This window comes from Pseudomonas sp. McL0111, from assembly GCF_052567255.1.
On the sequence record NZ_CP199585.1, the window covers coordinates 4,392,446 to 4,418,946 of the forward strand.

Consider the following 26,501-nt stretch of genomic DNA (forward strand, 5'->3'; position numbering starts at 1 on the left):
CGCTTGGTGCGACTTACGTTTATTGCAGTCCTGCTTCACGCTTCTTTTTATTGCACTTGCTCGGGTAACGGGGCATCGAACGGGTAGATCCGGCGCCATTCGGTCGCCATGTCCACTACCGTCCAGCCACGGGAATTCGCTTCGTCGAGGGCTTTGTCCAGCTTGCCTATCTGAGATTTTCGGTCGTACGCCCATTCGCGTTTGGCGTCGGTGTGATGCACCAGCCCCATGAATCGTTTGCCGGCGCCGGCAGCGGTCCATTGCAGCATCTGCAAATCGCCATCGGAGTTGCCGAATGCGAGGATCGGTCGACGACCGATCACCGCATCAATACTTTCCGGTTTGCCCGGGCCATCGTCGTTGTGGGCCAGTTTCGGTGTGCGCAGGATCGAGGACTTGCCGTCCTTGAACTGAAACGCGGTGACGAAAGTGGTGCCGATCACCTGCTCCGGTGGAATGCCATAGACCTTCTCGGCGAAGGCGCGCATGAACGCGGTGTCGCCACCGGAAACGATGTAGGTCTTGAATTGCTGACTGCGCAGGTAGTCGAGCATCTCCAGCATCGGCTGGAAGATCATCTCGGTGTAGGGCTTGCCGGTTTTCGCGTGCCGGGCCTGAGTCAGCCAGGTTTTCGCGTAATCATCGAAGGCTTCGGTGGTCATCCCGGTGTGAGTCGCGCCGAAGATTTTCAGAATGCCGTCCATGCCGGATTCGGCCAGCGCCTTGTGATCGTTTTCGATCACCGCTTTGAATGGCTGGGTGGTTTTCCATTCCGGGTGCTGCGGCGCGTTGCGCTTGATCTCGTCGAAGGCGAACAACAGTTCGAAATACGCCGGTTGCTCGCTCCACAAGGTGCCATCGTTGTCGAACACGGCGATACGCTCAGCCGGTTTGACGAAGTCCTTGCTGGTCTGGTCGGTCACGGCCTGAACAAATTCGATGATGCTCTTTTTCGCCGGCCCGTCGTTCCACGACGGCAGCGGCTCGTTGGCCTGGGCCAGCAGTGGCAGCGCAAGCCCGAACAACAGGGTCAGGCCGAAACGTTGGCGATGCAGCATCGGATTGATCATGGGAAATCCTTCTCGTGAACGGGGTTGAGCGGGCGCAATGCCGGGGTCTTGATTGCGGCGCGCGTCTGGGCCTGACTGTGCAGCGTAGTCAAGGATTGGCGCAGTTGGTCCAGCGCTTGATCTTCGGTCGGTTCGCGGCCGTAACAGGCGCGCAACAGTGTTTGCAGGCGTGGGCCGAGGCTGGCCAGTTTCAGGCCTGAGCCGCTGCGTTTGAGCCACAGGTACACGGCGCTCAATTGCGCGGGCCGACTGGTCAGTTGTGACGGGATCTGTTGCCAGGCGTAATCGGCGGATTGCAGCCAGGCATTGTGTCGGGCTTGCTTTTGCGTTTGCCATTGATGGCGGGCACGCAGGAAATACGGGTGGCCGAGGTAACCCAGCACAAGCGTCGCGCCCAGCACGAATAACCACACCAGCCATTGCGTGGAGAAGCGCAGTCGATTGTTCTGGCCTAGCTGTTTCAGGTCTTCGGCGATGGAGAAAACTGGCTTGTAGGCGCTGTTGGCTGCTGCTGTGAAAGTCACCGCTGGCACTTGTGCGGTGCGGGTTTGCTGAGTGCGCGAATCCCACCATTTCACGTCGATGGCCGGCAGGGTGTACGAGCCTGCGTCATCGATGCGGTAGCTGACGGCATCGATACGCTGGCCACCGAGCAGGTTGCCGCGACCGTCATCGAGGTTACTGACCTGTGGGGTTTTCGGATAACGGCTGAGGCCCTCTATATCACCGAGTGTGGGGATAGGCAGTGCCATGGCTAGCGCGCCATCGGCCTGCAAGGTCAGTTGACGGGTGATGCTGTCGCCGACTTTCAGAGCGATCGAGGAGTTGGTCACTGTCTGGTTGAAACGCACTGCGCTGGCTACCAACGGCGCTTCACCAGGCTTGAAGCCGGGCGGCTGGGTGGCGCTGAATTGCAACGGTGGGCTCTGCGCACTGAGTTCGCCAGTGGCTTGCGCGGGCGTGGCTTTTACCGTCAACAGCGGAATGTTGAAGTTTTGGGCGACATTCGGGGTGATCAGGTAGCTGTAGCGCATGCCATTGAAGGCTTGGCCGTCGAGAGTCTGGTTCAGGTGTTGGGCCTGACCGTCAGGTGGGGTGACCAGTGCTCCGTCGAGTTTCAGATCGGGCAGGGTGGGCGCACTGGTGAACCAGGTGTCGGTGAGGACATCGATTTGCAGTTCGACAAGGCCGCCGACCATGGCTCCAGTGGCGGGTTGCAGGTGGGCCTGGATCTTGAGTTGAGGTTCGGCGGCAAAGGCCTGGATGGTGAACAGGCAACCGAGCAGCAGGGTGCCGAGTTTTGTGCTGAGTAAATAGGCGCCATCGCCAGCAGGCTGGCTCCCACAAGGTACTTGTGGCGTATGCGAATTCCCTGTGGGAGCTAGCCTGCTAGCGATGGCCGTAACTCGGTTCATGGCTTGCCCCCCGCCTGATCCTGCAAGCTGAACTTCTGCTTGAGGAATTTCGCCGGTGAGGTCGTGAGGTTTTGCAGCCACAGCTCATCCGACGCCGCTTGTTCGGTCTGCACCGGTTTGCTTTGGCCCTTGCCCGGTGCCTTGTCCATTTTGATTTCGTCAGGCTTGACCTTGGGCGCATTCTTTTCGGCGCTGTCGGTGTCTGTCAGCAATGCTCGCGCCAGTGCCAGATTGGCTGTGGCCTCGGGGAATTGTGGTTGCAGTTTCAACGCCAGGGTATAGGCCGCAATTGCTTGATCGAACTTGAAGCGGCGCACGTAAATGTTGCCCAGATAGAAATACGCCTGCGGTGTGTCCAGCCGCGCAAACGTTGCCAGCGCCAGGTCGTAATCGGCAGCGTGATAAGCGGCTACGCCTTTCCAGTATGGATCGACAAACAGTGCCGCCGCTTGCGGGAAGTGCTGATGCTCGAAAGCCCAGCGACCTTGCTGATCTCGGGTGAAGAAAGCGTCGGTCAGTCCGCTGGCCTGCGCTGGTGCGGGCATTCCGCCGAGGCCCACCGCCAGCAACAGCGCGGCCATCCAGTTGACGCTCCAGCCCTTGCGCACGCTGACCAGCGCCAACAGCAACAGCGGCCAGCACAACCAGTAACCGGCGTCTTTCCAGTGCAATTCGCGCTGTTCGGCGCTGGTGCTCTGGAAATGTTGTTGCGCGTGCAGTTCGACCCAGTCCAGATCGTCGTCATTCAGGGTCAGGCTACCCAGTGGCGCATCGACGGCGGAGGCCAATTGCTTGAGCGCGGCCTGATCGAAACTGCCGAGCACTGGGCGGCCGTTGGAGTCGGTGCGCGGTTGGCCGCCGACATCGTGAATGATCCCGCCGTCCTCGCTACCGACTGCCAGCACCAGAACTTGCAACTGGCTGCCATCGAGTTGCTTATCGAGGCCGGCAAGTTGCCCGGTATCGGCGCCGTCGGTGATCAGCAGCAGGCTGCCCGGGACTTTTTCGGCACTGAGCAGGCGTTTGGCCTGATCGATCACCGCACTGACGTTCTTGCCCGGTTTATCTATGAGGCCAGTGCCCAGCGCCTGAATGAACGTGTCGAGCAGCGCTGGATCATCGGTCGGAGGCAACACCAGATGCGCAGTGCCGGCGTAGGCAATCAGTGCGGTGCGCGCACCGGCACGCCGCTGAATCAAGTCGTGCAGTTTGTGTTTGGCCGCTTCCAGTCGGGTTGGCTGGACGTCATCGGCATCCATCGACGGCGACAGATCGATGGCGACGATCAGCGGCGCGCGGTTTTCCAGGAAATCCGGGCGATCCTGCTCCCAGGTCGGTCCGGCCGCCGCAATGGCACCGAGAATCAGCACCGCGCAGAGTAAATGCACCGGGCGCAGGCGCTGATGATCCTGCGGCGTGACCAAAAGATGCGGCAGCAGATGCTCGGCAATGTTGCCGCGCAGACGGCGTTGCAGGTCACGACCCCGGCGCCAGATCAGCGGTAACAAGGCGCCGAACACCGCCAGCAGCAGCCACAGCGGGCGCAGGAAATGGAAGTCGCTGAGGTTGATTTCCATCTCAGGCCTCCTGCCGCTGGCGAGCAATTGCCAAACGTGGCCGCAACATCGCGCCGAGGTGATACAGCGCCAACAACACCAGCGCCGCGCCCAATGGCCAGTAGAACAACTCGCGCTGCGGCTGGTGGCTGAGGGTTTTCACTTGATGCGGCGTCAGGCGATCGAGGGTGCTGTAGACCTGATCCAGCGCGTTGCGGTCTTCGGCGCGGAAGAACTGGCCACCGGTGGTTTTGGCGATCTGCTCAAGGCCCGGCAAGTTGACCTTGGCTTCACCGGAGGCCGTCGGGTCGCCGATGCCGATGGTGTGAATCACCACGCCTTTGGCGGCGGCCATCGCGGCGGCGTGATCCGGGGTGATGGCGCTGCTGGTGTCGTTGCCGTCGGTGAGCAGGATCAGCACTTTTTCCTGTTCATGCGCCTTGTCCAGCAGTTTCAGACTGAGGCCGATGGCATCGCCAATGGCGGTGTTGGGCCCGGCCATGCCGATACCGGTGTCGTCGAGCAACAGCGACAGACTGGCGTGGTCGAGGGTCAGCGGCGCCTGCGGATAGGCGCCGCTGCCGAACACGATCAGGCCGAGGCGGTCGTCCTTGCGCTTGTCGATGAAACCCTGGACCACCTCTTTTACCGCCGCCAGACGATTGATTTTCTGGCCACTGGCGTTGGTGAAGTCTTCGGTTTCCATCGATTGCGAGATGTCGATGGCGAGCATCAGGTCGCGCACGGGTTGCTGGCGTTCGATAGGTTTTTCGACAAACACCGGGCGCGCAGCGGCGAGCAGAATCAGTGCCCATACCAGTAAGTTCAGCAACAGTTGCCAGTTGTTGTGACGACTGCCGGCACGCGTGGGTTCTTGACCAACAGCACGGCTCATGGCGCTGAAAAACGGTACGCGCACGGCACTGCGAGCTTCCTGATAGGCGGGCAGATAGCGGTAAGCCAACCATGGTAGCGGCAGCAGGAGTAACAGCCATGGGTAATCAAGCTGCCACATGATGATGCTCCACCCAGTGTTGGCAGGTGTCGAACAACGTCTGGCGTTGCTGTGCGGGGAGGGCGCGCAGGGTTTCGTCGGGGGCGTAGGCGAGTTGGCCCAGTTGCTGGCTGAAATCGTTGGGCAGCGGCTTTTTGCTGTGCTGCTGCAGAAAGGCTTGCCACTCCTCTTTCCCAAGCGCCGCCGGCCCCTGTGGGAGCTGGCTTGCCAGCGATGGCGTCCCGTCAGACAGCTCAGATGCTGGATGTGATGGCCTCATCGCGGGCAAGCCCGCTCCCACAGGTTTTGTGTCCCATCTGTGAGTTTTGTTTACGGGCATTGAAAGGGCTACGCGTTTCAGTAGCTCGGGCAATTCGCGCAGAGCATTCAGGTCATCACTGCGGCTGCGCAGTTGCGCCAGGCGAACCAGCGCCTCGCGTCGATATTGATCACGCTGCCATTGCAGGTAGCGCCGAACACCGACCACCAGCGCTATAACGACCAATAACGCGAGCAGCGCCCACCAACCCCAGGTTTGCGGCGCATAGCTGACCGGCGCAGGCAGGCCCAACTCCTGAAGTTGATCGATGCTCGGAATATTCGGATTCATCGCCGTGCGCCGGCGGATTTGCCAAGTTCGGCACGCAATTGTGCGTGCGCCTCTTCGGCAGTGCTGAACATCATCAGCGGCACCTGACTGCGCCGCAACAAAGTCGCGACGTCCTTGAGCCGACCGCCTAAATAGTCACCCAACGGCTGATGCACGCTGCGTTTCTCGACGGCCAGTTCCACCTGCAATTGACCCTGAGTCACCAGCAGCCGGCCATTGCTCGGCAACTTCAACGCCAGCGGGTCATAGACTTGCAGGGCGATCACATCGTTGTGCGCCGCCAGTTGCCGCATCAATTGCAAGGTGCGTTCGCCGGCCCCGGCAAAGTCACTGACGATGCAGATCAGATGGTCATGTCCGGCCAGTGCGACGCAGCGTTGCAGGGCCTTGTCCAGTTGATCCTCATCTTCGGCGTCGGGATTGGCGGCGTTCAGCGCCTGATTCTGCTCAACGATCCGGCTGAACAACGCTTCAACCCGTTTGCGACTGCGCAGCGGCGCGATGCAATCGATGCGCTGGTCGTTGAACACCAGACCGCCGACCCGATCGCCAGCGTTGAATACGATCCAGGCAGTCAGCGCTGCCAGTTCTGCAGCAACGGCGGATTTGAAGCTGCGCTGCGAGCCGAAGAACATCGACATCCGCTGATCGACCACGATCAGCGCTGGTCGGTCACGCTCTTCGGTGAAGGTGCGCACCACTGGTTTGCCGGTACGCAGCGAGGCACGCCAGTCGAGGTGGCGCAGATCGTCACCCGGTTGATAGCGGCGCAGTTCATCAAAGTTCAACCCGCGACCACGCAAACGTGAGGCATGGTTGCCGGCAAGGATGCTGCCGCGCGGTTGGCGAGCCATAAAACTCAGGTCACGGGCCTTGAACTCCAGCGCCATCAATTGCGCGAGAGATACGTAGACCAGACCGTCACTGTTCATGCGGGAATCGCCACTTTATCGAGCAAGCGGTCGAGCACTTGATCAGCACTTACGCCGTCGGCCACCGCGTCGTAGCTCAGATGCAGGCGATGACGCAGCACTGGATGCACCACGGCGCGCACGTTGTCCGGCGAAACAAAATCCTGACCCTGCAACCACGCATCGGCGCGGGCACACCGATCCAGACCGATGCCGCCGCGTGGACTGGCGCCGATGTCGATCCAGCGCCCGAGGTCCTCGTCGTAATCCGCCGGGTGCCGAGTGGCGTTGATCAAGTCGATCAGATAACGGTCGATGGCTGGCGAGACATGCACCGCGCTGACTTCCTTGCGAGCGGCGAAAATCACTTCCTGCGAAAGGCTGAAACCCTTGGTCGGTGCGGTGCTCGCACTCTGGGCAAACTCTTCGGTGCGCAACATGCGCAGCACCTGGCTTTCATTGTCGGCGCTGGGGTAATCGAGCAGGACTTTCATCAGGAACCGGTCCATCTGCGCTTCGGGCAGCGGATAGGTGCCTTCCTGTTCAATCGGGTTTTGCGTGGCGACCACGATGAACAATTCCGGCAAGGCATGGCTGACGCCGGCCACGGTGATCTGCCGTTCTTCCATGGCTTCGAGCAACGCCGCCTGGACTTTGGCCGGGGCACGGTTGATCTCGTCGGCGAGGATCAGGTTGCCGAACAGCGGCCCCTGCTGGAAGCGGATTTCGTTCTGGCCCGCGACCTGATGCAGCACTTCGGCGCCGGTGATGTCAGACGGCAACAAGTCCGGGGTGAACTGAATCCGGCTCATCTTCGCATCGAGATGTTTGGCCAGCGCCTTGACGGTGCGGGTCTTGGCCAGCCCCGGCAAGCTTTCCAGCAACAGGTGCCCGTTGGCCAGCAGGCCGAGCAGGATCTGCCGGATCACCTGATCCTGACCGAGTACCGCTTCGGCGATGCTGGCTTGCAGGGCGTTGAGGTCGCTGAGTGCTGTCATGGCTTGTGCTTCCTTCTCAAAACATGAAAGTCGGGATGACCGGAATGAACGACAGGCGGAAGTTCCAGCGGCTGCTGATCAAGTCTTCCGGGTGAATGGCCGAATACTGGATCTCCCCGGAAATCCGCACCGGTAACTTGCCAAAGTTGAAGATCCGCCCGGCGCCGAGGCCGATAGGGAAGGTGACCTTGTTGCCGCCCTCGGCTTTCCAGTTGACGGTGACGTTCGGGGTCATGCCGATCCGCCATTGCTCCGGCCCGGGAATGGCGCGCTGGATGAAGTACTGCACGTTGGTCAGGCTGACGTCTTTGCGTTTGCTGTCACCGCCGACTGACCACCAGTGCTGCGGGAACACGCCAAGCGTCCAGTCAGGGCCGAGATAGGCGGCGACGAACGCCGGGCCCAGCGAATATTTGCCGGTGCCGAGCACGTCTTCTTCGGCGGTGGGGAACATCGCGGTCGGGCCGAAACCCCAGACCATTTTGCCGCCGCCATCAAAGCGGATCGGCTCTTTGGGCGAGAACACGCCGACATAGGCCAGGTCGCCAAAACCGCTGGTACGGTCGAACGGGTCCTGTATCACCGAGGCAAAATCGCCACGGTCGTGGAGCAACTCGTTGGGCCCCATGCCGATCAGATTGCCGGCCTTGCGGTTGACCGGCGCGCTGACGTAGCTGATCGGCAGTCGGTTGATCAGGTTCCAGTCTTCGCCGATGGAAATCGGGAAGGTCGGCATGAAGCTGTATTTGCCGAGCATCCGCGTGCCGTTGCTGTTCGGGCCCTTGAGCGCGGTGTAGTCGTATTGATTGAACAGCAGCACCAGATTGCCGACCGGGTTATCCATCAGCTTGGCGATCTGTTCGGTGGAGGGATCGCAACCGGCGGCGACGACTTTTTTCAGGTCGATGTCGAAATCCTGTTGCAGGCGCTGGCAGGTTTCCGGGTCACCCTTGATGACGTTGGGCGCGGGCGTGCTGCCCAGCGTCGGCAAATCGCCGGCAGCACACGCCAGACCGCTGACAAGCGCACTGCATAGGGTCAAGCGATGTGCGATGGCCATCCCTGGCTCCTTTTAGAAAAATGCCAGGGTCATGTTGACGCTGATGCCGTTGCCTTCAGGGCGATTCTTGGTGTCGAACTCCGGCACCCAGCGCGCACTGATATTGGCCTGGGAATCTGCAAACTTGCCGGCCCAGCCAATTACCGGTCCGGCGCCTACCGAACGGCCACGGAAGCCATTCAGTGCATCAGCGGTATCGCCTTTGTCGTCGGTGATTTGCTGGATGTAACCGGCTGCCAGACCGGCGCTCCAGCCACTGCCAAAACCGTGGGTCCACAGGGCGTCGAGGGTAAAGATATTGCCGTTGCGATAATCGGTGGCGGTGTTCTCGGTGGAAAACTCAAGCCCGCTGGACAGGGTGAGTTCGCCACCCTTGCCATCGAGATGGGTGAAGGCCACGGTCGGCATGAACGTGTAGTTGTTCTGCCCCGGGTTGGCCAGGCGATTCTCATTGTAGGCACCGGTCGGCACGTAAATCGGCAGGGAGAACGCAATATGGTTCAACTCGTCGAAGTGGTAACCGGCGGCAATCGGCGTGATCAGGGCGTCGGCAAACTGAGTGCCCGAGTCGCTGGTGCCGAGGGTGCGTCCACGCGGTCCGGTCACCGCAGCATCGATGTCGGTGTACTGCAATGGAATGCCAATGGCAGACGCGTAATTCCACGGACCTTTGCCGGTGTCCCAGATGTGCGTCAGGTTGGTCATGGTGTAGGAGACTTTCATGTCGATCCCGGCGCTGACTTCACCGGAAATCGGCGCGCCGCGACTGCCTTTAAGCGAGCCGTCGTACCAGATGCTGGTCACCGAAACCACCCAGCCCGGTTCTGGCGGGATGATCCCGGCATTCGAATACACCTGCTGGCCGGTAATCGGCCGGCCAACGCCGCCCTCGGCCGCATAGAGGAGCGGGCTACCGAGCATGCACAGCGCCAGCAGGGGGCGCACAACGTAAGGCTTGACCATCACTGACTCCGCTTATTGTTTTGAGTTGACCGGGGTCAGCAACGGCATTTTCCACTCGCCACTGGCCACTTCCGGTTTTGGCAGATATAGACGCAACACCCCATAGAACGGCCCGTTTGGCGCAGGTAGCCAATTGGCTTGCTTGTCCTTGCCGGGGTTTTTCTGTTGCACGTACAAGGTCAGGCCGCCGTCGGCATCGAGCTTCAGATCCGGCAGCATCCGTGAGTTGATCAGGTAGCGGTTGAGCGGGTTGGCCACCAGCAATTTGTTTTTGCCGTCGTACATGGTCAGCGACCAGAACGCGTCGGCCGGGGGCAGGGCACCCTTGTCGAAGTGCAGGGTGTAATCGTGTTTCGACGCATCGACTGGATGGCCATCCTTGTCGACGAAATAACCGATGTAGTTCGCTTCTTCGGCGGAGTTGCCGAAAATCCCCATGTTGGCGCCAGCGTAGCGGTACAGGTAATTGCCCTTGAGGCGGTCGCGGGTGCCGAACAGGTCGCCACTGCTGACTTCGTGGCTATCGACCTTGTCCTTCTTGAACGCGGCAAATTCTGCCTTGGCATCGCTGATACCGTCTTCGAGGGCCTTGCGCTGTTCAGTGCTGAGTTTTTTCAGATCGAACGGCTGACCAGCGCCGATGCCGATTTTCGCAAAGCGTGCCAGCAGGTCTTTCTCGACATCCTGGGGCGGAGTGAAAGCCATCATGAAGTTCAGGTAGCGGAACAGGTCTGGCGTTTCGCTCATGGTTGGCGTCGGTTTCGGCCAACTGATCTTTGGCGCCGGTGCCGGGGCTTTCTGTTTGACGTAGTGGCTGAGCGTTTCGACCTTGTAGCCTTTCTGGATCTGCTTGACCTTGCCCAGGTCTTTCTCGTCGAACAGTTGCGTGCGGTAGAGCGCGTAAGCGATGTTGCTTTCACTGCGCAGCAGACGGTCGATTTCAACCGGTTGCTGACCTTGCCACTCCGGTCCGGCGATCATGAAGTGACCGCCGTTGTTGCCGGTGCTGCGGGTCCCCAGATAAGCAAAGTTTTGCGTATAGGCGTCGATCAATTGCACCGAGTAGTAACGGTGCTCCTCGATTGGCGGCAGGGTCAGCACCAGCGGTTCGCTACGCAGGTCCATCCAGATGAACGAATAAGGTGTGTCGGCGTTCGGCGTAACGAACGCAGTGTCCTTGGCGGTGAAGGCCTTGGCGGTGTTGCCGATCTGGTTGAACGGCGCCTTGTAGTTCGGGCTCTTGCTGTCGACGGCCTGGGTGTAGAGGGTCTTGTACATCTCGACCACCGGGAAACCGTACAGATAGGCTTCCTTGGCGATACCGCGGGCCTCTTCGGGACTGGCGCTGAAATCCGCCCAGGCACTGCTGCTCAAAGCGAGCGTCAGGCCGGTCAGCAACAGATTGCGTGTATTCATGGGTTGTCCTTGATCACTGTACGACGGTGATGTCGTCGAGTTTCCAGCTCTTGTCGAAATAGGCTTCGGTTGGCGCATACAGCCGGAAGTAACTGAACCAGTGCTTGCCCGGCAGGGTTTGCACCCAGTTGTTCTCGAAGCCTTTGGGCGCGGTCGGACCGAAATACAGATCGACCGAACCATCAGCGTTTTTCTTCAGATCCTGACGTGACGACAGGTCGGCCTTGCGCTGCGGATTGTCGATCAGGCAACGGCTATCGATGTCGTAAACGGTCATCGACCAGAACTGTTTGGCCGGCGGCGGGGTGCCGACGTGCAGGCGATAAGTCTTGCCGCCATCGAGCCAGTCACCTTTGGCATCGGTGTAGGCACCCAGATAGGTCTGGCCCAGGCCCGGGGTCTTGGAAACCATGCCTTTGGTGTTGGTGACCGCTTCGTAGAACCACGCGCTGCGCTCCCAGAGCTGGTCGTAATAAGCGACGCGTTGTGACGGCTCGGCGATGTTCAGTACCGTGTCCCAATGACGGTCAGGCCAGTACTGGGCATCAGGGAAACGCTTGGCGAAGGTGTTGGCCTTGGCGATCAACTCGCCGATCTGCGCGCCTTGCTCCAGTGCCTGTCGCTGCTGGGTGTTGGGGTTGAAGGGTTTGTCTTTCTCGATGCCGAGACTGGCGAGCATCGCCATATAGAAGCGGTCACGTTCGTTGACCGGTTCCTTCTGGATGATCTGATGCAGGCGTTCCCAGTAAGCGATGCCGCGTGGCTGGGTGCCCGACCACGGTTTGCCGCCGGGCGACAGCAGGCGGGTGGTGCTTGGCTCGTTGCGTTTGGCGTACGGATACATCTTGAATTTTTCGACCAGCGCCTTGCCCTTGGCCGGATCAGGATCAAGCACCCGGAAGCCCACCAGCACGTTCATGGTTTCCGACTTGGCCAGATAATATTTACCGGCATCTGCCGGAGGCTCGGCGCCCGGTGGCAATACCAGATACTTGCCACCCTGGCCCTTGTCAGGGCCGGTCTGGCCCATGTCGATGATTGCTCGTTGCCAGAAATCACCGATGCCGCCGGCAGTCGGGCCGGGCGGCAGTTCGATCACCAGCGGCCCGGTCTCGCTCAGGTCGACGAAACCGAGGATGTATGGCGTGGTGGCGTTGGCGGTGATCACGCCAAGTTTGTCTTCGTAGCTGTTGAGCACCATCAGATCGCCGCTGTGCGCGCCGAGCTTGTCGCGAAATTCTTCCTGCCATTGCGCGTAGGACACCAGCGGCAATGCCCACAGATAGCTCTGCGTCGCCTGTTGGAAATCCAGTTCAGCGTAGAGTTTGGCAATCGATTCGTGGGCCGGCAGTTCGCCTTCCATCGCAATCTTGCCGATGCGCGTATCAAGGTCCTGGGCGCCGACACCGCAACTGGCGAACAGGGCCATCACACTGAAACCGGCTGCGCGAAGAGCAATGTGCATGGGAATGTCCTTATTTTCCGAAGGTGACGTTGATACCGGCGAACAGGGTGAATTGCGGCACACCATCGCCTTTGCGCTCGACCGTCCACTGCGGTTCGACGAAGGCGTTGAGGATGTTGCTGCCGGACTTCCAGACCTTGCCCGCACCCAGACCGATCGGGATGTAGTGGGTGTCGTTTTTCAGATCGAACGTCCAGGTGCCGGTGGAGCGCAGATACCAGCCCTTGGGCAGGTTATGGATGATGAAGGGCTGCATCGTCGCTGTTTCGACGTGGGCGCGATCATGGTCGCCGGCGAACGAACTCTGGTACTGCACCAGTGCGCCGAGCAATCCACGAGGGGATGAGTCGATCGCCACAGCGGCAAGCCCGGCCTGCCATTTGCCGGTGCCCAGCTCATCTTCGGCAGCCGTCGGCGCGGTGATCTGCGGGCCGATGCCCAACTGCACGCCGTCAGTCTTGAGCAGGAAAATATCGAAGAGGTTGAGGTCGCCAATGCCGGTGCTGTAGCCGCCATGCGGATCGGGACGGGTGCTGATCGGCATGGTTGCGCGGAGCAATTGCGGCACACCGATGAAATCGTTGGGTGCTACTGGCAGCGTTCCGCGCAGCAAGGCGTCGTTGGTGTGGACGTTACTGTCGAACAGCTTGGGCGTGTAGTAATCCTGAAGGTTGGCACCGGGAGCGAGGTTCAACGGGTTGTTACTTTTGTTGGCTGTCTCAGCGTTGTCTGCCTGCACGCAAAACACAGGCGCCAGCGAACTCGCCAGCAGCAAGGCGCACATCCCCGATCTTTTCAACATGGTCCCCGATTCCCTGGTGGCTTATTGGACGACTCGGCACTTCTCGGCCGTTACGCGTAAATCCTTTCTTTTCAAGCCTGTAGGACGCGTCTGATTGACGCTAGCAGCTTATCCGCAGTAAGCCAGTCGAATGTATTAATTCTTTGGTTTTGTGTACAAGCGCACACTTGGCGTGTGTACTAAAAAGTTAATGATCAGCGCAAAAAAAGTAGGAGCTGCGAAACGCTGCGATCTTTTGATTCTGTTTTTCAAGATCAAGAGATCGCAGCGTGCCGCAGCTCCTACACGGGATCAGGCGTTTTTCCTGGCTTGTTCGCGGATGCGTTCTTCTTGTTCGCGGGCCTCGGGGGTGAACTCTGCACCGAAGTCTTCTGGCGAGAATATCTGGCGAATTTCAATCTCGGCTTCGGTGCCTGGCATCGGATTGGGGCAGCGTTTGACCCATTCGATGGCTTCCTCTTTCGATTTCACCTCCCAGATCCAGTAACCGGCGACCAGTTCCTTGGTTTCAATAAAGGGCCCATCGATCACCGTGCGCTTGTCACCGGAAAATCTCACGCGCGCACCTTTGCTGCTGGGATGCAGGCCGTCGGCGTCGATAAGGATGCCGGCCTTGACCAGCTCTTCGTTGAAATTACCCATCTCGGTGATCAGTGCTTCGCTGGGCATGATGCCGGCTTCGGAGTCGGCGCTGGCTTTTACTAGGATCATGAATCGCATGGTGATATCTCCAGAGAATGTGCGGGATTCACGGGATAGTCGAATGGGAACACTTGGAATCGACAGCGTTTATAAATAAAGAATTGTGTATTCGATATCGCCGCAGATCCTGTGGGAGCGAGCTTGCTCGCGAAGATGGCGTCACATTCAGCATAGAGTGTTGACTGGCAGACCGCTTTCGCGAGCAAGCTCGCTCCCACAGGGTTTGAAGTTGTATGCAATTTTGCGTTTCAAAGAATGACAAATTTGCTCGGGGCATAGGTCGTAGGACAATTTCGTGGTTAACTTCGGCCTCTTGCATGCTTTCCAATCAAAACGTTCAGAAGGACTCAAGTCATGGCTCAAGTCACCCTTAAAGGCAATCCGGTTCAAGTCAACGGCCAGTTGCCACAAGCCGGTTCCAAGGCGCCAGCCTTTTCCCTGGTTGCCGGCAACCTGTCGGACGTCACCCTGAAAGACTTCGCCGGCAAGCGCAAAGTGCTGAACATCTTCCCAAGCGTCGACACTCCGACCTGCGCTACCTCGGTGCGCAAGTTCAACGCTCAGGCCAACGACATCAGCAACACCGTCGTTCTGTGCATCTCGGCTGACCTGCCGTTTGCTCAGGCTCGTTTCTGTGGCGCCGAAGGTCTGGAAAACGTCCAGAACCTGTCGACCCTGCGTGGCGCAGAGTTCATCGAGAACTACGGCGTGGCCATCGCTGACGGCCCGCTGAAAGGCCTGACTGCTCGTGCGGTCGTTGTTCTGGACGAAAATGACAACGTCCTGCACAGCGAACTGGTCAAGGAAATCGCTGAAGAACCGAACTACGAAGCAGCTCTGGCTGTTCTGAAGTAATCGATTCACAAAGCGCTTTTACAATTGTTAACGGCCTGGCTCTGTCCAGGCCGTTTTCATTTGTGTATCAGTGTCTTGCCACACACCTTGAAACGTAAGTTGAAAGTAAATAGCCGGTAAAGCTGCTTTGCTTAATCTCCATCAGTGCTTATCGTTCAGCCTCCCGTAAAAAGAAGCCCACGCGCCCAATGGTTAATCAATCCATGCAATCGTCCTCTCGTAACTCCCGTCGCTGGCTGTTGAGCCTGCTTGTGCTGCTGATCATTGCCGGCCTGTGCTGGAAATTCTGGCCTGCCAGCTCAGCCCACAAGGATGCCGCCGCGAAGGCGCAGGCCGGGCACGCCGGGCGTTCGGGCATGATGCGTCCGGGCTTTGGCGGGGCGGCGGGGCCGATACCGGTTCGTGTGGCGCCAGCGGTCACGGGGGATTTCCCGCTGTATTACAAGGCGCTGGGCACGGTCACCGCGCTTAACACCATCAATGTGCGCAGCCGGGTGGGCGGCGAACTGGTGAAGATCAATTTCGAAGAAGGGCAGATGGTCAAGGCGGGCGACTTGCTCGCGGAGATCGATCCGCGTCCGTACCAGAATGCTTTGCTTCAAGCCGAAGGCACCTTGCTGCAGAACCAGGCGCAACTGAAAAACGCCCAGGTTGATGTCGAGCGTTATCGTGGTCTGTTCAAGGAAGACAGCATCGCCAAACAGACGCTGGATACCGCCGAGGCACTGGTCGGCCAATATCTGGGCACGGTCAAGACCAATCAGGCTGCGGTCAACGATGCCAAGCTCAATCTCGAATTCACGAAGATCCGCGCACCGCTTGCCGGTCGTGTCGGCCTGCGTCAGCTTGATGTCGGCAACCTTGTGGCGGCCAACGACACCACGTTTCTCGCGGTGATCACCCAGACTCAACCGATCAGCGTCGCCTTCACCTTGCCGGAAAACAGCCTCGAAACCGTGCTCGCGCGTTATCGCAGCGGCGCCAAACTGCCGGCTGAAGCGTGGGATCGCGGCGACACCAAACTGCAAGCCACCGGCGTACTGCAAAGCCTCGACAACCAGATCGACGTCGCCACCGGCACCCTGAAATTCAAGGCGCGTTACGAAAACCGCGATCAATCGCTGTTCCCCAATCAGTTCGTCAACGTTCACCTGCTGGCCGACACCCTGAAAGGCGTGGTTCTGGCGCCGTCGGCCGCCATTCAGTTCGGCACCAATGGCACCTTCGTCTATGCGCTGGACGGCGACAAGAAAGTCACCATCCGCCAATTGAAAATCGGCGCCAGTGACGGCAACAACACCGTAATCACCGAAGGCCTGGCTGCCGGCGACCGCGTGGTGCTGGAAGGCACCGACCGCTTGAAAGAAGGCAGCGAAGTCGAAGTGGTCAATGACAGCAACGCCGTACCGACTACGCCGACCGAACACCTGCAAGGCAAGTCCGCCGCCAGCACACCAGATGCCCCAGCCACTGAAAAGGCCAAGAAGGGCGCATGAACATTTCGCGGCTGTTCATCCTCCGTCCGGTAGCCACTACCCTGAGCATGCTGGCCATTGTCCTGGCCGGCCTGATTGCTTACCGCTTGCTGCCAGTCTCGGCCTTGCCTCAGGTCGACTACCCGACCATCCGCGTCATGACGCTGTACCCCGGCGCCAGCCCGGACGTGATGACCAGCGCGGTCACCGCGCCGCTTGAACGCCAGTTCGGACAGATGCCCGGCCTGACGCAAATGGCTTCGACCAGTTCCGGTGGCGCTTCGGTGCTGACCCTGCGTTTCAGCCTCGACATCAATATGGACGTCGCCGAACAACAGGTACAAGCCGCGATCAACGCCGCGACCAATCTGTTGCCGACCGACTTGCCGGCACCGCCGGTGTACAACAAGGTCAACCCGGCTGACACCCCGGTGCTGACTCTGGCTATCACCTCGAAAACCATGCTCCTGCCCAAGCTCAACGACCTGGTCGATACGCGCATGGCGCAGAAAATCGCCCAGATCAGCGGCGTCGGCATGGTCAGCATCGCTGGCGGCCAGCGGCAGGCCGTGCGGATCAAGGTCAACCCGGAAGCACTGGCCGCCAACAGCCTGAACCTGTCGGACGTGCGCACCTTGATCGGTGCTTCCAACGTTAACCAGCCAAAAGGCAACTTCGACGGCCCGACCCGGGTGTCGATGCTTGATGCCAATGATCAACTGACGTCGCCCAAGGACTACGCCAACCTGATCCTCGCCTACAAGAACGGCGCGCCGTTGCGTCTGAAGGACGTGGCGGAAATCGTCGATGGTGCCGAGAACGAACGTCTCGCCGCTTGGGCCAATGAAAACCAGGCAGTGCTGCTGAATATTCAGCGTCAGCCGGGCGCCAACGTGATTGAAGTGGTCGACCGGATCAAGGCATTGCTGCCGAGCATCACCGACAACTTGCCGGCCGGCCTCGAAGTCACTGTGCTGACCGACCGTACCCAGACCATCCGCGCCTCGGTGACGGACGTGCAGCACGAACTGCTGATCGCCATCGCACTGGTGGTGATGGTGACATTCCTGTTCCTGCGTCGCGCCAGCGCCACGATCATTCCGTCGGTGGCCGTGCCGCTGTCGCTGATCGGCACCTTTGGCGTGATGTACCTTGCCGGGTTTTCGGTCAACAACCTGACGCTGATGGCATTGACCATCGCCACCGGATTTGTGGTCGACGATGCGATTGTGATGCTGGAAAACATCGCGCGCTTCATAGAAGAGGGCGACAGCCCGATGCAGGCTGCGCTCAAGGGCGCCAAGCAGATCGGCTTCACCCTGATTTCTCTGACCCTGTCGCTGATTGCCGTACTGATTCCGCTGCTGTTCATGGCTGACGTGGTCGGCCGGCTGTTCCGCGAGTTCGCCATCACTCTGGCGGTGGCGATCCTGATTTCTCTCGTGGTCTCACTGACTCTGACGCCGATGATGTGCGCTCGCTTGCTTAAACGTGAGCCGGAAGCACACGAGCAGGGCCGCTTCTATCGGGCCAGCGGCGCCTGCATTGACTGGATGATCGCCAAATACGGACGTGGATTACAGTGGGTGCTCAAGCACCAGCCACTGACGTTGCTGGTCGCCGTCGGAACGCTGGCACTGACTGTTTTCCTTTATATGATCGTGCCCAAGGGCTTCTTTCCGGTGCAGGACACCGGGGTGATCCAGGGTATTTCCGAAGCGCCGCAGTCGATTTCCTTCGCGGCCATGGGCGAGCGTCAGCAGGAACTGGCCAAGATCATCCTGCAAGACCCAGCGGTGCAAAGCCTGTCGTCCTACATCGGCGTCGATGGTGACAACGCCACGCTCAACAGCGGCCGCTTGCTGATCAACCTCAAACCCCATGGCGATCGTGATCTGAGCGCGACGCAGGTGATTGCACGCCTGCAGCCGCAACTGAACAAACTGGTCGGTATTCGCCTGTATATGCAGCCGGTGCAGGACCTGACCATCGAAGATCGGGTCAGTCGTACGCAGTACCAGTTCAGCATGTCTTCTCCGGACTCCGAGTTGTTGAGTCAATGGAGCGGCCGTCTGGTCGAGGCACTGGCGCAGCGCCCGGAACTTACCGACGTTGCCAGTGATTTGCAGGACAAGGGTTTGCAGGTCTATCTGGTGATCGACCGCGATGCGGCTTCACGCCTTGGCGTCTCGGTGGCGAATATCACTGATGCGCTGTACGACGCTTTCGGTCAGCGACAGATTTCGACCATCTACACCCAGGCCAGCCAATACCGCGTGGTATTGCAGGCTCAGGCCGGAGAGAAGATCGGCCCGCAGGCGCTGGATCAGATTCACGTCAAGACCACGGACGGCGCGCAGGTGCGTCTGTCGAGTCTGGCGCATGTCGAAGAACGTCAGGCACAACTGGCGATCACCCATATCGGCCAGTTCCCGGCAGTGATGATGTCGTTCAACCTCGCACCCGGCGTGGCGCTGGGGCATGCGGTGGACGTTATCGAGCAAGTGCAGAAGGACATCGGCATGCCGGTTGGCGTGCAGACACAGTTCCAGGGCGCGGCCGAAGCGTTCCAGGCCTCGCTGTCGAGCACCTTGCTGCTGATTCTGGCGGCGGTGGTGACCATGTACATCGTGCTCGGTGTGCTTTACGAGAGCTACATCCACCCGATCACCATTCTGTCGACGTTGCCATCGGCGGCGGTCGGCGCGTTGCTGGCGCTGCTGCTGAGCGGTAATGACCTGGGGATGATTGCGATCATTGGCATCATTCTGCTGATCGGCATCGTCAAGAAGAACGCGATCATGATGATCGACTTCGCCCTCGACGCCGAACGTACGCAAGGCATGGCACCGGAGCAGGCGATTTATCAGGCGGCGCTGCTGCGCTTCCGGCCGATTCTGATGACCACGCTGGCGGCGTTGTTTGGTGCAATACCCTTGATGCTGGCCACCGGTTCCGGCGCAGAGTTGCGCCAGCCGCTGGGTCTGGTGATGGTCGGTGGGTTGCTGGTCAGCCAGGTGTTGACCCTGTTTACCACGCCAGTGATCTACCTGTACTTCGACCGCCTCGGTCGGCGCTGGGGCAAGGCCGAAGCCAAAGAGGTGGAAGCATGATTTTGACGCACCTCAATCCCTGTGGGAGCGAGCCTGCTCGCGATAGGGCAGGCACAGGCAACATCAATGCAAGCAGACACTCCGCTATCGCCAGCAGGCTAGCTCCCACAGAAGTGTGGCGTGAAGCAGGGGACTGCGGTCAATGAACCTGTCCGGTCCTTTCATCAAGCGCCCGGTCGCGACCATGCTCCTGAGCCTGGCGATCATGCTGCTGGGCGGTGTCAGCTTCGGTCTGCTGCCAGTGTCGCCGCTGCCACAAATGGACTTCCCGGTGATCGTGGTGCAGGCGAGCCTGCCCGGTGCGAGCCCGGAGGTCATGGCGTCTACCGTGGCCACGCCGCTGGAACGCTCCTTCGGCGCCATCGCCGGGGTCAACACCATGAGCAGCCGGTCTAGCCAGGGTTCGACCCGGGTGATTCTGCAGTTCGACCTCGACCGCGACATCAACGGCGCGGCGCGGGAAGTGCAAGCGGCGATCAATGCTTCGCGCAATCTGCTGCCGAGCGGGATGCGCAGCATGCCGACCTACAAGAAGGTCAACCCGTCGCAGGCGCCGATCATGGTGCTGTCGCTGACCTCGGATGTGCTGGAAAAGGGTCAACTCTACGATCTGGCCTCGACCATCCTGTCCCAGAGCCTGTCCCAGGTGCAGGGTGTCGGTGAAGTACAGATCGGCGGCAGTTCGCTGCCGGCAGTGCGCATCGAACTCGAACCGCAGGCACTGAATCAATACGGTGTGGCGCTGGACGATGTGCGCAAGACCATTGCCGATGCCAACGTGCGCCGGCCCAAGGGCTCGGTCGAAGATGGCGAGCGCTTGTGGCAGATTCAGGCCAACGACCAGTTGGAGAAAGCCAAGGATTACGAATCGCTGATCATCCACTACGCCAACGGCGCCGCACTGCGCCTCAAGGATGTAGCCAAGGTCAGCGATGGCGTCGAAGACCGTTACAACAGCGGTTTCTTCAACGACGATGCGGCGGTATTGCTGGTGATCAACCGGCAGGCCGGCGCGAACATCATCGAGACGGTCAACGAGATCAAGGCGCAGTTGCCGGCCTTGCAAGCCGTGCTGCCGGCCAGCGTCAAACTGAATCTGGCGATGGATCGTTCGCCGGTGATCAAGGCCACGCTGCATGAAGCGGAAATGACCTTGCTGATCGCCGTGGCACTGGTGATTCTGGTGGTATTTCTGTTCCTCGGTAACTTCCGTGCTTCGCTGATCCCGACACTCGCGGTACCGGTTTCGCTGGTCGGCACCTTTGCCGTGATGTACCTGTACGGATTTTCGCTGAACAACCTGTCGCTGATGGCGCTGATTCTCGCCACCGGTCTGGTGGTGGACGATGCCATCGTGGTGCTGGAGAACATCTCCCGGCACATCGACGAAGGCGTCGAACCGATGAAGGCCGCCTATCTTGGGGCCAAGGAAGTCGGGTTTACCCTGCTGTCGATGAACGTTTCGCTGGTGGCGGTGTTCCTGTCGATCCTGTTCATGGGCGGGATTATCGAGAGTTTGTTCCGCGAGTTCTCCATCACCCTGGCCGCAGCAATCGTGGTGTCACTGGTGGTTTCGCTGACACTCACCCCGATGCTTTGCGCCCGCTGGCTCAAGCCGCACACGCCGGGCGAGGAAAACCGCCTTCAGCGCTGGAGCCGCCGCACCAACGAGTGGATGGTCGCGAAATATGCGACCAGCCTTGATTGGGTGTTGCGTCATCGACGCCTGACACTGTTGAGCCTGTTTGTCACTGTCGGCGTAAACGTCGCGCTGTACGTGGTGGTGCCGAAAACCTTTATGCCGCAACAGGACACCGGCCAGTTGATCGGCTTTGTGCGGGGCGACGATGGCCTGTCGTTCAGCGTGATGCAGCCGAAGATGGAAATCTTCCGCCGCGCCGTGCTCAAGGACGAAGCAGTGGAAAGTGTCGCCGGTTTCATTGGCGGCACCAACGGCACCAATAACGCCTTCATGTTGGTGCGTTTGAAACCGATCAAAGAGCGCCAGATGTCGGCGCAGAAGGTCATCGAACGCCTGCGCAAGGAAATGCCCAAGGTGCCGGGTGCGCAATTGATGCTGATGGCGGATCAGGATCTGCAATTCGGCGGTGGCCGCGAGCAGACTACCTCGCAGTACAGCTACATTCTGCAAAGCGGTGACCTCGGCTCGTTGCGCGAGTGGTATCCAAAAGTGGTTGCGGCGCTGCGAGCCTTGCCTGAACTGACCGCCATCGATGCCCGCGAAGGTCGCGGCGCGCAACAGGTGACGCTGATTGTTGACCGTGATCAGGCGAAGCGTCTGGGCGTGGACATGAACATGGTCACCTCGGTGCTGAACAACGCCTACAGCCAGCGGCAGATTTCGACGATCTACGACAGCCTCAACCAGTATCAAGTGGTGATGGAGGTCAATCCGAAGTATGCGCAAGACCCGGTAACGCTCAAGCAGGTTCAGGTGATTACCGCTGATGGTGCGCGTATTCCGCTGTCGACCATCGCCCACTACGAAAGCAGCCTCGAAGACGACCGCGTCAGCCATGAAGGCCAGTTCGCTTCGGAAGATATTTCTTTCGATATGGCTGAAGGCGTGACGGTGGAGCAGGGCAGTGCCGCTATCGAGCGGGCGATTGCCAAAGTCGGTCTGCCGGAAGATGTGATCGCGAAAATGGCCGGCACCGCCGATGCATTCGCTGCGACCCAGAAGAGTCAGCCGTTCATGATTCTGGGTGCTCTGCTGGCGGTGTATCTGGTGTTGGGTGTGCTGTATGAAAGCTATATTCACCCGCTGACGATCCTTTCGACCCTGCCATCAGCCGGCGTCGGCGCGTTGCTGTCGATCTATGCGCTCGGCGGTGAGTTCAGCCTGATTTCGTTGCTCGGTCTGTTCCTGCTGATCGGCGTGGTAAAGAAAAACGCGATTCTGATGATCGATCTGGCGCTGCAACTGGAGCGTCATCAGGGCATGACTCCACTGGAATCGATCCGCAGTGCCTGTCTGCAACGCTTGCGGCCGATCCTGATGACCACGCTGGCGGCGATTCTCGGTGCCTTGCCGCTGCTGCTCAGCCGTGCCGAGGGCGCCGAAATGCGTCAGCCGTTGGGCCTGACCATCATCGGTGGCTTGATCTTCAGTCAGGTGCTGACCCTTTACACCACCCCCGTGGTTTACCTCTATCTCGACAAACTGCGCCATCGCTTCAATAAATGGCGTGGCGTACGTACCGATGCAGCTCTGGAAACTCCGCTATGACTGACCGTTCGCTTATCAATCTGGCCACTGTTCGGGGCTCGCGTTTGTTGAGCCTGTCACTGTGCGTGGCGATGCTCAGTGCCTGCGCCGTCGGCCCGGACTACCAGCGCCCGCAAACCACTGAAATTGCCCAGTACAAAGAGGCCGAAGGCTGGCGTCAGGCCAGCCCGAGCGATTCGCTGGCGCGTGGCGCCTGGTGGGAGTTGTACGGTGATCAGCAACTTAACGGGTTGATCGAGAAGCTCAACAGCTCGAACCAGACCGTCGCCCAGTCCGAAGCCCAGTTCCGGCAGGCGCAGGCTCTGGTGCGCAGCGCACGTGGAGCGTTTTTCCCGAGTGCCGACCTCAGCGTAGGCAAGACCCGCTCCAGTCAGGGCACCGGCAGCAGCAGTTCAAGCCTGAGCAGTTCCTCCAGCGGTATTCGTGATACCTACAACGCGCAAGTGGGCGTCAGTTGGGAAGCGGATGTTTGGGGCAAATTGCGCCGTGGACTTGAGGCCAACGAGGCCAGCGCTCAGGCAAGCTTTGCCGATCTGGCGGCGATGCGCCTGAGCCAACAGTCGGAACTGGTGCAGAACTATCTGCAACTGCGGGTGATCGATCAGCAGAAGCGTTTGCTTGAGTCGACGGTGACGGCTTACCAACGCTCGTTGCAGATGACTCAGAACCAATACCGCGCCGGGATCTCCGGGCGCGATGCCGTGGCGCAGGCGCAGACGCAATTGAAGTCGACCCAGGGCGATCTGGTCGATCTGATCTGGCAGCGCGCTCAGTTCGAGAACGCCATTGCCGTGCTGACCGGACAGGCACCAGCCGAGTTCAGCATTGCCGAGATCCAGACCATTCCGAACCTGCCACAGATTCCGCTGAGCCTGCCGTCGCAATTGCTGGAGCGTCGGCCGGACATTGCTTCTGCAGAGCGCTCGGTGATTGCCGCCAACGCCAATATCGGCGTGGCCAAAGCGGCCTACTACCCGGACTTTTCCCTGAGCCTGAGCGGCGGTTACAGCAGCAGTACCTCAAAAGACCTGATCAGCCTGCCGAACCGCTTCTGGTCGGTCGGGCCGAAGCTCGATTTGCCGCTGTTCGATGGCGGCCAACGCTCGGCAGAAGTTGATCGCAATGAAGCGCTGTACGACCAGACCGTGGCCAAATACCGGCAGACCGTGCTCGATGGTTTCCGCGAGGTGGAAAACTATCTGGTGCAACTGAAGGTGTATGAAGACGAAGCCGCTGTTCGCCAGGAAGCACTGGATGCCGCTCGCGATTCGTTACGGTTGACGCAGAACCAGTACAAGGCCGGGCTGATCGCCTATATCGACGTGGTGGTGGTGCAAGCCACAGCCCTGAACAACGAACGAACCGTGCTGAATATCCTGCAAAGCCGCTTGATCGCCAGCGTGCAATTAATCGCGGCACTGGGCGGCGGCTGGGATGGAAATCTGCCCACCGAATAACCGGTAGGAGCTGCGGCACGCTGCGATCTTTTGATCTTGATCTGCAAAAGAACAATCAAAAGATCGCAGCGTGCCGCAGCTCCTACACGGGATTTTCGCAGGCTGTGAGGGGCGGCTTAGAGCGTTGTAGGGCGATCAAACAAGCGTTTCATCGGGTTGATGGCAATTTGCTTACTTTGTCAGTGCGTTCTTCTGCGCAATCAGTACAATCGCCGCATTTTCCCCTACCGAGAACGGACGCAGTACGGCGGGGTGGCCTAGAGAATTCCCATGCTCACTGGTAGTTATTCCTTCACCCTGGTTTTCATTTCGCTGTGTGTGGCGATTCTCGCGTCCTATACCGCACTTGACCTTACCGGGCGCATCGCCACGGCCAGAGGCCGGGCGGTGCATTTCTGGACGGCGGGTGGCGCATTGGCCATGGGTGTTGGTGTCTGGTCGATGCACTTCATAGGCATGCTGGCGTTCAAACTGCCGATTGATCTGGGCTACGACATCGCCATCACGGCACTGTCGCTGCTGATTGCAGTGCTGTCCTGCGGTTTTGCCCTGTGGCTGGTCAGTCAGCCGAAGCTGCCGGTGTTCCAGTTGGCTTTCGGCGCATTGATCATGGGCGCCGGCATCAGTGCGATGCACTACACCGGCATGGCTGCCATGCGCATGACCCCGGGGATTGATTACGATCCGACACTGTTTGGCGCTTCATTGCTGATTGCTGTCGGAGCTTCGGCTGCAGCTTTGTGGATCGCTTTCCGCCTGCGTCAGCATTCGCCTTATGTTCGGCTGATTCGCGGCGGCGCCGCGGTGATCATGGGCGTCGCGATTGTCGGCATGCATTACACCGGCATGGCGGCGGCGCAATTTCCCGAAGGCAGTTTTTGCGGCGCGACGCTCAACGGCCTCAAGGGTAACGGCCTCGACAGTCTGGTGTTGATTACCACGTTGGCAGTGCTGTCGATTGCCTTGCTGACCTCGATTCTTGACGCCCGTCTCGAAGCGCGCACTGCCGACCTTGCGCACTCGCTGACGCTGGCCAACCGTGAACTGACCCAACTGGCACTGCACGACACCCTCACCGGTCTGCCGAACCGCATGCTGCTGGACGACCGAATCAATCAGGCGATGAAAAAGGTGCATGAGCAGGGCGGCTGTTTTGCGCTGATGTTCATCGATCTGGATGGTTTCAAACCGGTCAACGATGCCTTTGGCCATCACATGGGTGATCAGTTGCTGCGTGAGGTCGGGCTGCGTCTGCGTGAAGACTTGCGCAGTCAGGACACGCTGGCGCGTATCGGCGGCGACGAGTTCGTGTTGCTGGTGCGCCTGACCGAGCCTGATGATGCGCTGGGACTGGCTGCGCGCCAGGTTGGCTTGATTGCTCGCCCTTTCCGCGTGGCTGAACATGATTTGCAGATATCCGCCAGCGTCGGCATCGCGGTCTATCCGGGCAATGGTGAAGGCGCCCAGGAACTGCTGATGAACGCCGATGCGGCGATGTATCACGCCAAGGGCGGCGGCAAAAACGGCTACAGCTTTTTCGATGTATCGATGAACAACAACGCTCGCAAGCAACTGCAACTGTTACAGGACTTGCGTGCGGCGCTGGAACACAGCCAGTTCAGCCTGTATTACCAACCCAAGTTCGACGCCGCCAATGGTCGTCCGGTCGGTGCCGAAGCGCTGTTGCGCTGGCAGCACCCTACGCAGGGCATGTTGTTGCCGGACAAGTTCATCGATCTGGCGGAGAAGACCGGGCTGATCATCGCCATTGGCGACTGGGTGCTCAACGAAGCCTGCCGGCAGATGCGCGAGTGGTACGTGCTGGGTTACACCGATTGGCGCATTGCGGTGAATCTGTCGGCGTTGCAGTTCTGCCATACCGGGCTGGTGCAAAGCGTCGCCAAAGCGCTGGCGACGCATCATTTGCCAGCCAACAGCCTGACCCTGGAAATCACCGAAACCACCGCCATGAGCGATGCCGATGCGAGCATGACAGTGTTGCAAGAGTTGTCGGACATGGGCGTTGACCTGTCGATTGATGACTTCGGTACCGGTTATTCGAGCTTGATGTACCTCAAGCGTCTGCCGGCCAACGAACTGAAGATTGACCGTGGTTTCGTGCGTGATCTGGAGCATGACAGTGATGACGCAGCGATTGTTTCGGCGATTGTCGCGCTGGGGCAAGCGCTGGGTTTGCGCATTGTCGCTGAAGGCGTGGAGACCGGCGTGCAGCAGGATTTCCTGACCCAGTTGGGTTGTGATTCGTTGCAGGGTTATCTGCTGGGGCATCCGATGCCGGCGGACAAGTTCATGCTCGACATCGTGCGCGGCGAGAAACTCGCTGCGGTGTGACCTGACTCCCTCGCCACAGGATTGGTTTTGGCAGAGC

The 26,501-nt window shown here is 59.7% G+C and carries 19 protein-coding genes; 6 read left to right on the forward strand and 13 right to left on the reverse strand.

The genetic code is table 11. The features are described from left to right. Positions 1-47: 47 nt before the first annotated feature. The 13 genes from ACTWLJ_RS20090 to ACTWLJ_RS20150 form a co-directional block, all read right to left on the reverse strand. Entirely contained in the window at positions 48-1,070 is a 1,023-nt protein-coding gene (locus ACTWLJ_RS20090) for an HAD family hydrolase (RefSeq protein ID WP_445178152.1), read from the reverse strand. After that, positions 1,067-2,485 (reverse strand): hypothetical protein, encoded by a 1,419-nt coding sequence (locus ACTWLJ_RS20095; protein ID WP_445178153.1) that lies wholly within the window; start codon positions 2,483-2,485, stop codon positions 1,067-1,069. Before ACTWLJ_RS20095 ends, ACTWLJ_RS20090 begins: the two co-directional genes overlap by 4 nt. After that, positions 2,482-4,062, reverse strand: a complete 1,581-nt coding sequence (locus tag ACTWLJ_RS20100; protein ID WP_445178154.1) for a VWA domain-containing protein — start codon at positions 4,060-4,062, stop codon at positions 2,482-2,484. Before ACTWLJ_RS20100 ends, ACTWLJ_RS20095 begins: the two co-directional genes overlap by 4 nt. Before the next feature lies 1 nt (position 4,063). Further along, positions 4,064-5,056: a vWA domain-containing protein gene (locus tag ACTWLJ_RS20105; RefSeq protein WP_445178155.1), complete on the reverse strand. Its 993-nt coding sequence runs from the start codon at positions 5,054-5,056 to the stop codon at positions 4,064-4,066. Then, complete coding sequence (locus ACTWLJ_RS20110) at positions 5,043-5,645, reverse strand: DUF4381 domain-containing protein (RefSeq protein WP_445178156.1); 603 nt, start codon at positions 5,643-5,645, stop codon at positions 5,043-5,045. The genes ACTWLJ_RS20105 and ACTWLJ_RS20110 overlap by 14 nt, the downstream gene beginning before the upstream one ends. Further along, a complete protein-coding gene (locus ACTWLJ_RS20115) occupies positions 5,642-6,577 on the reverse strand; it encodes a DUF58 domain-containing protein (protein ID WP_445178157.1) in 936 nt (311 codons plus the stop codon). Before ACTWLJ_RS20115 ends, ACTWLJ_RS20110 begins: the two co-directional genes overlap by 4 nt. Beyond that, on the reverse strand, positions 6,574-7,554 hold the full coding sequence (locus ACTWLJ_RS20120; protein WP_445178158.1) for an AAA family ATPase: 981 nt from the start codon (positions 7,552-7,554) through the stop codon (positions 6,574-6,576). The genes ACTWLJ_RS20115 and ACTWLJ_RS20120 overlap by 4 nt, the downstream gene beginning before the upstream one ends. Before the next feature lie 16 nt (positions 7,555-7,570). Then, positions 7,571-8,614 carry a hypothetical protein gene (locus ACTWLJ_RS20125; RefSeq protein ID WP_445178159.1) on the reverse strand — a complete coding sequence of 348 codons (1,044 nt, stop codon included), beginning with the start codon at positions 8,612-8,614 and terminating at the stop codon, positions 7,571-7,573. Between the two features lie 12 nt (positions 8,615-8,626). Beyond that, on the reverse strand, positions 8,627-9,577 hold the full coding sequence (locus ACTWLJ_RS20130; RefSeq protein ID WP_445178160.1) for a SphA family protein: 951 nt from the start codon (positions 9,575-9,577) through the stop codon (positions 8,627-8,629). 12 nt (positions 9,578-9,589) lie between these two features. Continuing rightward, complete coding sequence (locus tag ACTWLJ_RS20135; protein ID WP_445178161.1) at positions 9,590-10,993, reverse strand: DUF1254 domain-containing protein; 1,404 nt, start codon at positions 10,991-10,993, stop codon at positions 9,590-9,592. Positions 10,994-11,006: 13 nt separating this feature from the next. Further along, positions 11,007-12,458 (reverse strand): DUF1254 domain-containing protein, encoded by a 1,452-nt coding sequence (locus ACTWLJ_RS20140; protein WP_445178162.1) that lies wholly within the window; start codon positions 12,456-12,458, stop codon positions 11,007-11,009. 10 nt (positions 12,459-12,468) lie between these two features. After that, a complete protein-coding gene (locus ACTWLJ_RS20145) occupies positions 12,469-13,242 on the reverse strand; it encodes a hypothetical protein (RefSeq protein ID WP_445181386.1) in 774 nt (257 codons plus the stop codon). Positions 13,243-13,551: 309 nt separating this feature from the next. After that, positions 13,552-13,980, reverse strand: a complete 429-nt coding sequence (locus tag ACTWLJ_RS20150) for a YciI family protein (RefSeq protein ID WP_401211191.1) — start codon at positions 13,978-13,980, stop codon at positions 13,552-13,554. 336 nt (positions 13,981-14,316) lie between these two features. Between ACTWLJ_RS20150 and tpx the strand changes: the two genes are divergently transcribed. From tpx to ACTWLJ_RS20180, 6 genes are all read left to right on the forward strand, one after another. Next, positions 14,317-14,817 (forward strand): thiol peroxidase, encoded by a 501-nt coding sequence (tpx, locus tag ACTWLJ_RS20155; protein WP_075945110.1) that lies wholly within the window; start codon positions 14,317-14,319, stop codon positions 14,815-14,817. A 188-nt stretch (positions 14,818-15,005) separates the two neighbouring features. Then, complete coding sequence (locus tag ACTWLJ_RS20160) at positions 15,006-16,313, forward strand: MdtA/MuxA family multidrug efflux RND transporter periplasmic adaptor subunit (RefSeq protein ID WP_445178163.1); 1,308 nt, start codon at positions 15,006-15,008, stop codon at positions 16,311-16,313. Then, on the forward strand, positions 16,310-19,405 hold the full coding sequence (locus ACTWLJ_RS20165) for an MdtB/MuxB family multidrug efflux RND transporter permease subunit (protein ID WP_445178164.1): 3,096 nt from the start codon (positions 16,310-16,312) through the stop codon (positions 19,403-19,405). The genes ACTWLJ_RS20160 and ACTWLJ_RS20165 overlap by 4 nt, the downstream gene beginning before the upstream one ends. A 142-nt stretch (positions 19,406-19,547) precedes the next feature. Further along, entirely contained in the window at positions 19,548-22,655 is a 3,108-nt protein-coding gene (locus ACTWLJ_RS20170; RefSeq protein ID WP_445178165.1) for an efflux RND transporter permease subunit, read from the forward strand. After that, the gene (locus ACTWLJ_RS20175; protein WP_445178166.1) at positions 22,652-24,112 is read left to right on the forward strand and encodes an efflux transporter outer membrane subunit; all 1,461 of its coding nucleotides are present in this window, start codon (positions 22,652-22,654) and stop codon (positions 24,110-24,112) included. Before ACTWLJ_RS20170 ends, ACTWLJ_RS20175 begins: the two co-directional genes overlap by 4 nt. 270 nt (positions 24,113-24,382) lie before the next feature. Further along, positions 24,383-26,464, forward strand: a complete 2,082-nt coding sequence (locus tag ACTWLJ_RS20180; protein WP_445178167.1) for a putative bifunctional diguanylate cyclase/phosphodiesterase — start codon at positions 24,383-24,385, stop codon at positions 26,462-26,464. The last annotated feature ends 37 nt before the right edge of the window (positions 26,465-26,501 follow it).

Bases quoted from the DNA above. Each gene is read 5' to 3' on its own strand.
- ACTWLJ_RS20100 (WP_445178154.1), bottom strand. From the start codon at position 4,062: ATGGAAATCAACCTCAGCGACTTCCATTTCCTGCGCCCGCTGTGGCTG.
- ACTWLJ_RS20150 (WP_401211191.1), bottom strand. From the start codon at position 13,980: ATGCGATTCATGATCCTAGTAAAAGCCAGCGCCGACTCCGAAGCCGGC.
- ACTWLJ_RS20095 (WP_445178153.1), bottom strand. From the start codon at position 2,485: ATGAACCGAGTTACGGCCATCGCTAGCAGGCTAGCTCCCACAGGGAAT.
- ACTWLJ_RS20140 (WP_445178162.1), bottom strand. From the start codon at position 12,458: ATGCACATTGCTCTTCGCGCAGCCGGTTTCAGTGTGATGGCCCTGTTC.
- ACTWLJ_RS20105 (WP_445178155.1), bottom strand. From the start codon at position 5,056: ATGTGGCAGCTTGATTACCCATGGCTGTTACTCCTGCTGCCGCTACCA.
- ACTWLJ_RS20160 (WP_445178163.1), top strand. From the start codon at position 15,006: ATGGTTAATCAATCCATGCAATCGTCCTCTCGTAACTCCCGTCGCTGG.
- ACTWLJ_RS20115 (WP_445178157.1), bottom strand. From the start codon at position 6,577: ATGAACAGTGACGGTCTGGTCTACGTATCTCTCGCGCAATTGATGGCG.
- ACTWLJ_RS20180 (WP_445178167.1), top strand. From the start codon at position 24,383: ATGCTCACTGGTAGTTATTCCTTCACCCTGGTTTTCATTTCGCTGTGT.
- tpx (WP_075945110.1), top strand. From the start codon at position 14,317: ATGGCTCAAGTCACCCTTAAAGGCAATCCGGTTCAAGTCAACGGCCAG.
- ACTWLJ_RS20130 (WP_445178160.1), bottom strand. From the start codon at position 9,577: ATGGTCAAGCCTTACGTTGTGCGCCCCCTGCTGGCGCTGTGCATGCTC.
- ACTWLJ_RS20165 (WP_445178164.1), top strand. From the start codon at position 16,310: ATGAACATTTCGCGGCTGTTCATCCTCCGTCCGGTAGCCACTACCCTG.
- ACTWLJ_RS20110 (WP_445178156.1), bottom strand. From the start codon at position 5,645: ATGAATCCGAATATTCCGAGCATCGATCAACTTCAGGAGTTGGGCCTG.
- ACTWLJ_RS20090 (WP_445178152.1), bottom strand. From the start codon at position 1,070: ATGATCAATCCGATGCTGCATCGCCAACGTTTCGGCCTGACCCTGTTG.
- ACTWLJ_RS20175 (WP_445178166.1), top strand. From the start codon at position 22,652: ATGACTGACCGTTCGCTTATCAATCTGGCCACTGTTCGGGGCTCGCGT.
- ACTWLJ_RS20145 (WP_445181386.1), bottom strand. From the start codon at position 13,242: ATGTGCGCCTTGCTGCTGGCGAGTTCGCTGGCGCCTGTGTTTTGCGTG.
- ACTWLJ_RS20120 (WP_445178158.1), bottom strand. From the start codon at position 7,554: ATGACAGCACTCAGCGACCTCAACGCCCTGCAAGCCAGCATCGCCGAA.
- ACTWLJ_RS20170 (WP_445178165.1), top strand. From the start codon at position 19,548: ATGAACCTGTCCGGTCCTTTCATCAAGCGCCCGGTCGCGACCATGCTC.
- ACTWLJ_RS20125 (WP_445178159.1), bottom strand. From the start codon at position 8,614: ATGGCCATCGCACATCGCTTGACCCTATGCAGTGCGCTTGTCAGCGGT.
- ACTWLJ_RS20135 (WP_445178161.1), bottom strand. From the start codon at position 10,993: ATGAATACACGCAATCTGTTGCTGACCGGCCTGACGCTCGCTTTGAGC.